Annotated in this window: 9 protein-coding genes; all 9 read right to left on the minus strand. The window is 71.1% G+C overall.

The features are described 5' to 3' along the window. Positions 1–67: 67 nt before the first annotated feature. The 9 genes from ACWGIC_RS31440 to ACWGIC_RS31480 all read right to left on the minus strand — a co-directional run bounded on the left by ACWGIC_RS31440 (position 68) and on the right by ACWGIC_RS31480 (position 11,517). Positions 68–265 (minus strand): hypothetical protein, encoded by a 198-nt coding sequence (locus ACWGIC_RS31440; protein ID WP_037815747.1) that lies wholly within the window; start codon positions 263–265, stop codon positions 68–70. 24 nt (positions 266–289) lie between these two features. Further along, positions 290–472 carry a hypothetical protein gene (locus ACWGIC_RS31445; RefSeq protein ID WP_452079523.1) on the minus strand — a complete coding sequence of 61 codons (183 nt, stop codon included), beginning with the start codon at positions 470–472 and terminating at the stop codon, positions 290–292. A gap of 2,251 nt (positions 473–2,723) precedes the next feature. Continuing rightward, positions 2,724–3,722 (minus strand): C40 family peptidase, encoded by a 999-nt coding sequence (locus ACWGIC_RS31450; RefSeq protein ID WP_452079531.1) that lies wholly within the window; start codon positions 3,720–3,722, stop codon positions 2,724–2,726. A 2-nt stretch (positions 3,723–3,724) separates the two neighbouring features. Next, positions 3,725–4,324: a hypothetical protein gene (locus ACWGIC_RS31455; RefSeq protein WP_452079524.1), complete on the minus strand. Its 600-nt coding sequence runs from the start codon at positions 4,322–4,324 to the stop codon at positions 3,725–3,727. 3 nt (positions 4,325–4,327) lie between these two features. Further along, positions 4,328–6,403: a magnesium transporter gene (locus ACWGIC_RS31460; RefSeq protein ID WP_452079525.1), complete on the minus strand. Its 2,076-nt coding sequence runs from the start codon at positions 6,401–6,403 to the stop codon at positions 4,328–4,330. 46 nt (positions 6,404–6,449) lie between these two features. Beyond that, on the minus strand, positions 6,450–9,407 hold the full coding sequence (locus ACWGIC_RS31465) for an ATP-binding protein (protein WP_452079526.1): 2,958 nt from the start codon (positions 9,405–9,407) through the stop codon (positions 6,450–6,452). A 3-nt stretch (positions 9,408–9,410) separates the two neighbouring features. Further along, complete coding sequence (locus ACWGIC_RS31470; RefSeq protein ID WP_452079527.1) at positions 9,411–9,899, minus strand: hypothetical protein; 489 nt, start codon at positions 9,897–9,899, stop codon at positions 9,411–9,413. A gap of 12 nt (positions 9,900–9,911) precedes the next feature. Then, the gene (locus tag ACWGIC_RS31475) at positions 9,912–10,178 is read right to left on the minus strand and encodes a hypothetical protein (protein WP_037815757.1); all 267 of its coding nucleotides are present in this window, start codon (positions 10,176–10,178) and stop codon (positions 9,912–9,914) included. A 481-nt stretch (positions 10,179–10,659) separates the two neighbouring features. Next, positions 10,660–11,517, minus strand: a complete 858-nt coding sequence (locus ACWGIC_RS31480) for an SCO6745 family protein (protein WP_452079528.1) — start codon at positions 11,515–11,517, stop codon at positions 10,660–10,662. Positions 11,518–11,673: the final 156 nt, after the last annotated feature.

Below are 11,673 nucleotides of genomic sequence, written 5' to 3' on the forward strand. Positions count from 1 at the left end.
GCCGCAGCCCCAGCAACTCTCGGAGGCCAGGCGCTCCCAGCGGCCAGGCTGCATTGAGTGCTGGCGGTCAGTCGCCGTCCCAGGAGCGGTCGGCGGCGTCGGCTTGACGGGTGCGTTCGCGGGCGATGTCGAGGGCCCGGCGAGCCGTGGCCTCGTCCGGGTACGGGCCGAGGAGGTCGACTCCTCGGCTGCGCTCCAAGTGTTCGACTTCGTGGGTGCGGGTGTTGTAGTACCAGCCCTGGTCCGGGTTCGGGTCGTCAGACATGGGTTCAGCCTGACACTTGCCCGCTCACTTGCGCCAGCGGAACGGGACCTCCGTGGGCTGCCCGGTGGGCCCGAAGTCGGCCGGACCGTCGTCGTCGTGGTCGGGGTGCTCGTCGAACCACCCGCGCGGGTCCGAAACCGGGATGCCGCGGGGCGGGGTCGCCGTGTCGTCCGCCGGGGAGTTCGCGCTGTAGTCCGGGTTCGGCACCGGCGGTACGGCTGGTTCCTTGCCAGGGAAGACCGGAAGCTCGGCCCGGTACGTCCGCGACGGCGGCGGTGGCGCGGACGGACCGGCCTCCTGCCCCGGGAAGACCGGAAGCGGTCGCCCGTCCGGCCCGATCTCGGTGGTCCGCCGGCGACCGCTCGGCTGCGGCAGCTGGAACGGGGTCCCTGAGGCGGGAGGATTCGTGCTGGGCGCGGGAGGAACTGGCGGTTGCGCGGAGCCCGCGGGGTTTGCTGGTTGCGCGCTGGGTGCGGGAGGGGCCGCGGGCGGAACCTGGTGCTGCGCCGCGGGAGGGACCGGTTGCGATGCACTGGGCGCGGGCGGATTCGCCGCCTCCGCCCCAGGCACAGCAGGAGCCTGATGCTGCGCCGGAGGGTTCACCGGCGGAACCGGTTGCGACACACCAGATGCGGGCAGGTTCGCCGACTCCGCGCCAGCCACCGGCTGTTGCGCCCCGGGCTGAGCCAAGGGTTGTTGCGCAGGTTGCGGCACAGGCGAGGTCTGCTGCGCAGGAGCCGCCGACGGCGGTGCGGCAGGCATTGGCGGGGCCGCCGGATACTCCGTCACCGATGGCGGGGAGTACTGCGGAGCAGGAGGCGAACCCTGGCCGTAGTGCTGCGCCCCCGGCTGAGGAACCTGACTCTGCTGAACCGTCTGCCCCAACGCCGGGTTCTGCCCCTGCCACCCAGCCGCGGCACCCGGCTGCTGGACAGCCTCATGCCGACCGTTCGCCGGAACCCCGCCAGTCGGATTCCCCTGCGGCGGCAACGCTTCCGCCGGACGCGCGGGCTGACGCGGCTCGTGCACGTACGGCTTCGGCTGCCACGACTGCCTCGCACGCAACTGCGGATCGACCGCCGGAACGTCGTGCGGAGCCGGGGCCGAACCAACCGCGGGCGCCTGCTGAGGAGCAGCAGGCTGCCCCGAAGCCGGAGGCGGCACGCTGGCCGCGGGAGCATCATGCGAAGCCGGAACCGAACCACCCACGGGCGCTTGTTGGGGAGCAGCAGGCTGCCCCGACGCCGGAGGCGGCACGCTATCGGTCGTCCGAGCGTCATGCGGAGCCGAACTACTCACGGGCACCTGCTGGGGAGCAGCAGGCTGCCCCGACGCCGAAGGCGGCACACTGGCCGCGGGAGCATCATGCGAAGCCGGAACCGAACCACCCACGGGCGCTTGTTGGGGAGCAGCAGGCTGTCCCGAAGCCGGAGGCGGCGCACTGGCCGCGGGACTCGCTGCCACAGCAGGACCGGGACTGACCGATCCTGCCTCCGCAACCTCTTCCGCCGCAGGCTGAGCAGCATTCTCAACCGGGCCAGCAGTGCCAGCCAGTTCCGGACTCGGCTGGGTCTGGACCGCCTCCTCCGCAGCGACGTCCGGCCCAGTCGCCTCCGAAACCTCTCGCGGAACTGGCTCTTCCGACGGCAAAGACGCAGCAGCGGCACCGGCCGAGGAGCGCCCCCCATCCTCAGGCGCTGCAGGCGGAACAGCGCCACCGGAGGCAGCACCCCCCTCCCCCGCCGCACTATCGCCAGGCCCATTGGGCACCGACCGCCAAACCGGAGCCGGTCCGATGTTCATCGGCACCGGCGCGGCCAGCGGGCCGACCATCGGCGCCTCCCCCACCGGCGCGGGACCAGCCGCGGCCGGACGTGGGATCGGGTCCAAGCAGGACACCAGCACAGTCGTCCGGTCCGGGTCCTGGACCTTCCGGCCGCTCCGTTCCCGGTAGACCATCTCGCCCTCGGCGTCCATCTCCACCAGGTAGCCCGCCTCCGCGAGCTGCTCCTCGTCGAGATCGACCAGGCGCTCATAGCGCGACGGAACCACCCGGTAGACCGGCCACGACAACCGTGCGTGCTCGCCGTGGAACTGGGCCAGCAAAGCCGCCATCTGCTGCTGCCACGGCAGCGACATGCTCTCCGCCAGGGAACGCGGCAGGACGACGTACCCGCCGTCCACGCCGGGCATTCCCTGGTTCAGCAGGTCCGCCAACGGGGTGCTGGACGCGGGGTGCGCGGACTGGCGCGGCGGCTGCGGTGCGCCGAACAACGCCGCCGGGTCCTGGGGCTCGCTCTGGCCTGGTTTGCCTCGCTTGCCGAATTTCCGTGCCACGTGTGCCATCCTCTGCCAGCGCGCGGCCACGTGCTCGTGGACAGGCCGCGACTTCGGGGTGAATCCGGACCCGCGGTACTGGGCACCCGCGGGTCAAGAGCCGGTGCCTCCCGCACCCATGCTAGACGCCGGGGCGCACCGCCTGCGGCACGACTTCGTGCTCGTCGAACGAGAACGGGCGCACGTGCACCGGGACGCCGGTCTGCTGGGCCTCGACGATCTTGCCGTCTCCCAGGTACATCGCGACGTGGTGGATGGTCGTCGGGTCGGCCGGATCGGTGGCGAGGAAAATCAGGTCGCCGGGCTGCGCGTCCCGCACCGGCAGCATCGCGCCCGCCTTGTACTGGTCCTTCGAAACGCGCGGCAGGATCACGCCCGCGGACTCGTAGGCGCGCAGCATCAGGCCGGAACAGTCGTAGGAGTCCGGGCCGGTCGCGCCCCAGATGTAGGGCTTGCCCTGCTCGCCGAGCGCGAACTTGATCGCCTGTGCGGCGGCCTGGCTCGGCGGCAGCGCGGCTCCCATGCCCTGCCCGCAGCCTGCCACGTCCGCGATCTGGCCCATGTTCTGCACCAGCGAGGCCGCCATCGCCTCCCACCGGTGGTACCGGTCCGGGAAGCCGGACCGCTCGACCCGCTGCGCGGCGTCGCCGGGGCGCAGGTTTTCCCAGTCCGGGACGCCGAGCAGGACGTCGAAGAACTTGTTGATCGCGTAGTTCGAGTCGGTGACCTGTTCCGGGGTGCCCCAGTTCATCGATGGGCGCATCTGGAAGATGCCCAGCGAGTCGCGGTCACCGTAATTCACGTTGTGCAGCCGCGATTCGGTCATCCCGGCCTGGATCGCGACCTGCCACGCGCGCGGCGCGAGGCTGCGCTGCTTGCCGATCGCGATGATGAGCGAAACCGTGCCGCGCGACTCCTGGTCGAGTTCGGCGGCGTCCGACCCGCCCTGCTCCGGCTGCCCGGGCTGGGTCGGGCCGATCGCGGCGTCGCACGAGGCCAGCGCGATCCCGCCGGCCGCCGCCTGCTGCTGGTCGTTCACGACCTTCGTCACGACGTTCGTGGTGAGCACCGTGGCGAATACGGCGGCGACCAGCACCGAGACGAGGATGGCCAGCTTCACGGTCAGCTCGCCTGGTCGTAGTCCGACACTCGCCATCCCGCGCTGGTTTTGACCACGGTGATGCTGAGTTTCGGACCGTCGGTGGGGACCACGACCTTGACCGAGCTGGAGTAGGACTGCGCGACCGTCGGCTCGCCGGTGACCTTGGTCGCCGGGATGTTCGCGGGGTCCACAGTGGACATGACGGGGAGGTACTCGTCGGTGGTGAGCGCGCGCATCCCGTTGAGCCAGTCGGCGTTCGTGATGCCCGCCGGATGGCGCACCCACGCGGTCGCCCACTGTTTCGCGATGTTCAGTGCCTCCGGGTTCGGGGCCGCCGACGTCGGAGTGACCAGCGGCTGCGACAGCCGGGTCGGCAGGGTTTCCGTGCTCGGCACCGGGGCCGCGACGCCGGTGCGCGGGCCTGCCGACGAGCTCAGCGGAGCCGCTCCCGGGTGCGCGGACGCCGGTTTGCCCAGCACCTTAGGCAGGCCGATGCCCAGCGCGGTGATCACCAGCGCGAGGAACACCAGCGTGCCCGCGAGATGCCGGGGCGAGCGGAGCGGGAAACCCCACAGGCGGCGGTAGACCGCGGTCCGGCCGCGGTTGGTGCGGATCGGCATCGGTCACCGCCCCATGACCTGGTCGGTGTCGCGGACCTCGATGCCGCGCGACGGCCGGTACAGCACGAACACCGGTTTCCCGGCCACGACCTCGGGATCCACCCGCCGCGGCTGGGCCCGGATGCCCTGGGTCGGCACGGTGAACCCGGGCTGGTCCGGGGCGGGCTCCGAGTACCCGCGCTCGGGTGCGCTCATCCGCGACGGGACGACCACCGGCTCCGGCTCGTCGCTCCACCGCCGGTCCGCGACCGGGGAGGTATCGACCTGGCGGCTTTCCTTGACCGGCCACCGCGCGCCTGCCATCACGTAGTCGCCGGGCGCACCGGCGACCGGGTGGTACTGGCCGAACACCGGCGAACCTCCGCCGCCTGCGGGCAGCGCGCCCGCAGCGGACTGCGCGGGACCGACCGCGCCCGGCCACGGAGCACCGGACCAGGCCGCTGCGGGCCGGGCCGCGCGGGAGCCGTTGTCGAGCCGCTGCGAGCTGGCGAAAACCGCCGCCTCGGGCCGGTACCGGCCGCCGCCGACCGTCGCGCCGATCGGGCCGCGCTGTTCGCCGTCGACGACGTCGTCGGTGTCGCGGACGTTCTGCCAGAACTGGTCCTGCGGCGTCTGCTCGTTCTTCCGGCGGAACCGGGAGAACAGCCCGCCGCCCGGCGACGGGACCGCGCCGCCGACCATGCTGACCGACATCTCGACCATCTGCCACAGCCGCCGCACCGGCCGTCCGACCAGGAAGAGCAGCACCGTGATGAGCCCGGCGAGGACCATCTTGGTGAGCAGGTTGAGCCCGTCGCCCGCGGCGAAAATCGCCTGCAGCAGCAGCGCGTGCACACCCGCCAGCACCGAAAGCACGACCAGGTTGAACGCGATGCCGCCGGCGACCTTGAGCACGCGGCGCAGGATCTCCGGGTTCAGCAGCGCGATCAGGCCGATCAGCGGCGCGGTGAGCGCGAACAGGCGGATCAGCACCTGCGCGAGCAGCACGGACGCCTTGGCCAGCAGCTGGAAGAGCGAGTAGACGAGGCTCTGGCCGAGTGCGAGGAACCCGGCGCCGGTGCGGCCGCCGGCCTCGCCGGTGAAGTAGCCGGTGGCGGGGCCGAGTTTGGTGGAAATGTCTTTGAAGGAGGCCTTTTTGGCGTCGACGACGTTCTGCTTGGCGTCGTCCCCGTTGCGCAGCTGATCCCAGGTGAAGGCTTGGGCGTCGAGCAACGGCCTGCCGTACTGGCTTGCCTGCGGCGCGTCCGGCGACCCGAACTCCCCGCGCATCCAGTTCTTGTAGACCACTTCGGTGTGCAGGTCGGTCGGCAGGATGTGCCGCACGACCCGGTTCTCGGTCTCGTCCACGAACCCGGCCTGGATGTTCGTGGTGGTCTGCACGATCGCTTTGTCGATCGGATCGAAATACCGCAGCATCGCGAGCGACGAGGCGGCCAGCCAGACGCCGGCCATCGCGTAGAGCGCCCGTTTGCTGACCCCGGCGAGATCTCCGCGCCAGATGTTGCGGAACAGCATGATCGACAGAATCAGCGCGACCAGCCCGAACAGCTGCGCGTAGATGTTGTTGTAGACCTTCTCCGCGCCCGACTTCACCGCGTTGTAAATCGGGTTGAGCAGACCGCCCTCGAGCACCGTGTAGTGCAGCGAGTTGGTGGCGCCGACGATGTTCTTGCCGACGTTGAAGAGCTGGTTGCCCGCCCAGGTGTCGATCGTGGAGCTGGGCGAGGCGATGGCCGACAGCGCCGTGCAGTTCGTCTGGTAGGTGTTCCACACGAATCCGGCGTAGCTGTAATCGATGTACGGGCTGCCCGCCTCGCCGTGGCCTTCGGCGGGGTCGAGCGCGCCGACCATCCCGGCGCCCGGCCGCTCCGGGTTCGGCGACTCCCCGCACGCCGCCGCGTTCGCCGCGGGCGCGAACAGCACCGTCTGCAGCCCGATCACCGCCACCACGGCCAGCAGCGCCGCGCGCCGGCTGGGACGGCGGCCGCCCGGCTTCGGGCCTTCCTTGACGCGTTTGCGCAGCGCGTGCCAGCAGGCGGCGAACGCGAGGACGAACGCCAGCGTGAAGACGGTGTTCACGCAGGCCTCCTCACGGCCGGCGCGAGCCGGCCCGGATCACCGGGGTTCATGCGGCATCCCTGCCGGTGCCGCCGCCCTTGCCGCCGGCTCGGGCGTGCCGGTCCTCCTGCCGTCCGTTGCGCACTGCACCCTCCACCTCGCCGGTTTCGGACGCGAGCGGGTCCGGCGAGCCCAGCAGCTGCTCGTCGGCAAGACCGACCTCGAGTTCCGCTTGGAGTTCGAAGTCGTGTTCCAGCTCGTCGTCTTCCGGCGGGGAGGGGACGTACTGCTTGGCCTCGTCCTCGCGGGGTACCACGAGTTCGCTGCCGGGCTTGCTGCGCGCGTCGGGCGAACCCGGGGTGGTGTCCATGACCGCGCGCAGCGAGTCGAGATGCGGGCCGGAGAAGTCGACGCGGATGCGTTCCACGCCGCCTGCTCCGTCGCCGAAGATGAACTGCCGGGGCTCCATGTCGCGTTCCAGCCCGCGCTGGGCTCCGGGACGGCGGCCGAGCGCGGCGACGACCTGCTCGTAGCCGACGCCGACCGGCACCTTCAGCAGCCGCAGCGCGTCGGCCTGCGCGTCGTCGTCGTCGAGGCGGCCGACGAACACCGAGTCCAGCAGCGCCACGAAACCCTGGATTTTCAGGAAGTCCGCCGGGATCTGCGACGACAGCAGCACCCGGACGTTCCACTTTCGCGAGTCGCGCGCGAACCGGTTCATCAGCACGCGCCCGGTCGGCACCTCGGACAGGAAGAACGCCTCGTCGATCCAGACGCCCTTGCGCAGTTCCTTCGGCTTCTCGTACACCGACCGCTGGGTCAGCCAGGCCGCGAGGTTCAGCATTTCCACGCCGAGCGATTCGGCGTCGGTCCAGTACTCGCGCGGCACGCCGTCCTTCGGCAGGGTCAGGCCCGCCATGGTCAGCACGGTCATCCGGTCGTCGCGGGTCTCGGCGTAGGGGTCCGCGTCGGATTCCGGGATCAGCAGCGCCATCCGCTCGCGCATCTCGTCGAGGAAGTCCGCGACCACGACCGCGTGCTCGTGGTGTTCGCTCGAATCCCGCCGCAGCGCGTCGATGACCTGGCCGGGGTCGGCGTCGAACCGGCCGCCGACCGCGCGCACCGCGCGCAGCAGCACGATCCGGGTCTGCGCCATCCGCGACACCTCGTACGGCAGCACGCCGGTGAGCACGTCGAGCACGAGCCGCCGCCGGGTCGCCCCGGCCAGCGCCTTCTCGCGCCGCCACGAGCGTTCCGGGTCCTCCTCGTCCATGAAGTGCTCGATCAGCGGATCGGCGACCACGCGGTACGGGTTGAGGATGCCCGGCTGGGCGTTGAGCAGGTTGATCGGCCGCGCGTACGGCCGGATCTCCGGCAGGTCGCACAGCCGCGACAGCGGGCCGGACGGGTCGAGGATCGTCCAGTGCGCCCCAGCCCGCAGCGTCTTGTAGACGATGCCGCCGCCGAGGAACGACTTGCCGCCGCCGAGGCCGGCGACCATCGCGGTGAGGCCCGAGCCGTCGCGGATTTCCTGCGCCATCCACGGGTCCCAGGCCACCGGCCGCCGGGTCGCGGTGACCGTTTCGCCGAGCAGGATGCCGCGCCGGTCGCCGACCTCCGCGGTCGCGGTGGGCACCGCCGAAGCCGTCCACACCACCGAACCGCGGCGCATGTACGCGCCCGAGGCCAGCGGCTCGCCCGGGATGAACTCCCGGGCCATCGCGTACTGCGCTTCCGGGTGCTCGATGGCGATCTTGGGCTTGTACAGGTCCAGCAGCTGCTGGGCCAGCCGCAGCGCGTCGCGCTCGGTCGGGCCGGACACCGCGAGCCGCCACCACGACCGCACGCGCGTGGCCAGCGCGGTGAAGCCCGACGTCATCTCGTCGTCGATCTCCAGCACCCGGCCGGCTTGCCGGGCCAGCGACTGCGGCGGTTCCAGCTCGTGCTCGTCGGTGTAGTGCTTGACCTGCGAGCGGACCTTGTTCATCTGCCGCTGCAGTTCGCCGGAGACCTCTTCCGGACGCCGCACGTAGATCCGCGCGGACACCTCGACCGCCGCGGGCAGCCGGTCCGCGTGCTGGATCCACGGGTCGTCGACCTCGGGGATCTGCAAGCCGTGCATCTGGCCGACGGTGAGCACCGCGAGATGCCGCGACACCCCGGCGTTGGACCCGGTGCGGCCGCGCACGGTCACCGTGGGCGCGTACGGGTCGGCGTGGAAGTCAGCCGCGTCGGTGAAGCTGGCGAGGTCCTCGGGCTCCCACGCCGCACCGGGCACCGCGGGCATGTTCCGCGGCGCGGGCAGGCCCAGCGAGCACGAGCGGTGCATCAGCCAGGACATCTCCTCGGCGTGCACCGGACGGCCCTCCAGCCCGGCGCTGCCGATGACCTGGTCGAGGTGCTCGATCTCGGAGTCGAGCGCGGCCAGTTCGGCGTCGACCGCCTCGGGCAGGATCCGGCGCAGCACCGGCGCGGCGCGTTCCACCGCGCGGTCCACCATGCGCCGGGTCTGCACCTGGACGCCCAGGTAGACCTCTTTCTCCGCCATCGAGCGGCCCATGAGCTGCTGCTGCTCGCCGATCAGGTAGTCGTCGAACGACAGCGCGCCCGGCACGTCGTTCGGCCTGCCGACCGCGTTGTGCACGTGCGCCTCGGCCCACATCCGGATCGGGTACGGCCGGTTCGTGACGCGCAGGTGCAGCCAGCGGCCCTGCAGTTCGGCGTACTGGCCCGCGATGGCCGCGATCAGGTCGCGGCGCTGCGAATCGGAACGGAACGACCAGCGCTGCGGCGCGAGCCGGTACCAGGCGTACACCTCGTACCCGGTCCGCAGCAGGTGCCCGTCGATGCTGCGCGCGGCGATCGACGGCGTGTACGCCGGTATCGCCTGCTCACCGGGCAGCCGGCGGCCTTTGCCGCCGGTTTTCTTGCCGCCGGACGGTGCACGGCCCTGCGGAGGCGCGTTCCACGCGCCGGCAGGGACGTCTTGCTCCCGCTTCCCTCGGCTTCCGCCGCGACCGAACAACGACTACCTCCCGGCCCGAGCCGCGGGGCGGCTCCGGCGCGCTCGTGGTGCTCCCTGTTTCCCGGCACTCGTGCCAGCACCGCGACGCGGGTCGCGGTGCTGGTACTGCCGCCTTCTCTTGTGCTTCGGCAGCGGGCGCTGCGCCCGCACCCGGACCCGGCTGGCGCTCACCGCGCCGCCCGTGCCCGAGGTCTGCTCTCTCGGCGCGCGCAATTCCTGGCCCATCATCGCGATCACCGCGCCCAGCGGGCGCTCGTGGCTGATCTTGGCGGTGATCAGCCTGGTGATCACGATCGTGGCCACGAACGCCCACGCCGTGGAGAAAAACCCGAAACTCCAGCCGACCCACCGTTCCACGGTGAGCACGACCAGGAAGACCGGAATGCCGACGAGCCAGGCCACGTAGCGGGCTCGCCAGGGAAAAGTCGCTTTCGGCGGGCCGAGCCAGACGGCATCGACCCGGTACACCTCGTCATCGGTCCTGATCCGCACGCCTGCTCCGCCTCAGCCGGTGAACAGGCCGGCGATCCACTGGCCCACGTTCACGCCCGCGCCGCTGACCGCGAGTCCGATGATCGCGAGCGCGATGACCACGCCGGCGAGCCGCCGCATGACCCCCGCGTTGTCGCCCTTGCCGCCGCCGAGCCACAGCAGGAGCAGAGCCACCGCGAGGAGCACGAGCGGGATGATGTTGTCGAGCAGCCAGGTCCGGACGTTGCCGGTGCTGAGCCCTTCGGCCACAAACGTCTCGAGGGCGGTCATGCTGGTCATCGCGATACTCCCGGTGCACGGCTGGCGCCGCGCTGTTCTGGCTTCGGCGAAGCTACGAACACCATCATGGCGTTACAAGGGGTAATGGTCAAAGCGCGCTGCGTAGGTATCGATGGATTGTCGACTTGTGGTCAAGGGGCGGGTACTGCGGTCCGGTGGACAGGATTCCTCGCCCTCCATCATCGTGGCAAGGGTGCTCCGGAATAACCAAAGCCACCCGGATTGCGCAGTGTTCCGGCGGTACGGTTCCGCATAACGTGCGGCGCTCACTCTGGGTGCTCCCCGAACCGGCGTGTCGGACAGGCACCAGTGTGGCATGCCCCGATTGGCGTTCCGCCGCGAGTCCGGTGAGTGACAACCGGATTGGAAAACAATCCGGAATTGATCACTCTCCGATGCGATTACGGTCACCGTCACGTCCGATGTGCGCATTTGTTCACTACAAAGCGTGATCCCGGGCAGCTTCAGACCGTCTCCCGGATCAGGCCCGGAACGCCGCGCTCGGGATCGCGCCCGCTTCGATCACCCGGCGGCTGAGCGGTGCGCACAGCTGCTCCAGCCGAGCCGTCTTCTCCTCGCCGAGGTGCCGCCACGGACCTTCCGCTGCCTCGTTCGTCGCCGACTCGATGCGCTCGCGCAGTTCCAGCCCGCGCTCGGTGAGCGCGCCGTCCGCGTCGAGGATTCCGTCGACGGTCAGCCTCGCCGCGGCCGCGTCCCACTCCTCGTCGCTCCAGCCACGGGTGCGCTTGGCGGTGTCCGGCGGGGTTCCGTTGCTGGTCGCGCTGTGCGAGACCAGTGCTTCGAGGCCGGACAGGCCGTTCGTGGTCAACACCGCGACGTGCCCGTCTCCGCGGTGCTCGCGAAGCAGGGTGATCGCGTGCCAGAGCGCGAGGTGTGGCTGTTCGGGCCAGTCCAGGTCCGCGTGCGCGGCGTAGAGCGGACGCCCTTCCGGACGGCAGCCCTCGGTGGCTTCCCTGGCGAGCGCGGCAGCCTCGGCGACCTCCGCGGACGCGAGCGTCTCGTCGCCGAACAGCCGGCGGTAGATCTCGTCGACGGCGGCGAGCCGGGCTTCCAGGACGGTCTCCGGGGTGGCGAGCGTCCAGGCGCGCGGGATGAAGTGGCCGACGAGCCCGGGGCTGAAGCTGTAGAAGGTGGCGGTGACCGTGCCCGGTCCGACCTGTCCCATCGCCGCGGCGCGGCTGGCGAAGTAGGTCATCGACCCTGGTTTGAGCCCGGCGGCGGCGAGCCGCTGCTGAGTCTCGGGCGCGAAGTAGACGGGAGCGTGCAGAGCGTCGAAAGTGGTCCGGAAAGCGACAGCGGCAGCGACGGCTTGACCCATGCGCCCGATCGTAGCGATCGGGCGGACGAGCTGGCATGTAAGCCGGATCCTGTTCCCGGGCCGCCTCGCGGCGGACCGGGCGACGGTCATCCATCTCGGCCTGCCGTCGCCGGCAGGCTCCAGCGGCCTACCCGCAGGCATCGGACGGGCCGCCCT

It is taken from the genome of Amycolatopsis sp. NPDC054798 (genome assembly GCF_053611505.1).

Bases quoted from the DNA above. Each gene is read 5' to 3' on its own strand.
- ACWGIC_RS31440 (WP_037815747.1), bottom strand. From the start codon at position 265: ATGTCTGACGACCCGAACCCGGACCAGGGCTGGTACTACAACACCCGC.
- ACWGIC_RS31480 (WP_452079528.1), bottom strand. From the start codon at position 11,517: ATGGGTCAAGCCGTCGCTGCCGCTGTCGCTTTCCGGACCACTTTCGAC.
- ACWGIC_RS31455 (WP_452079524.1), bottom strand. From the start codon at position 4,324: ATGCCGATCCGCACCAACCGCGGCCGGACCGCGGTCTACCGCCGCCTG.
- ACWGIC_RS31475 (WP_037815757.1), bottom strand. From the start codon at position 10,178: ATGACCAGCATGACCGCCCTCGAGACGTTTGTGGCCGAAGGGCTCAGC.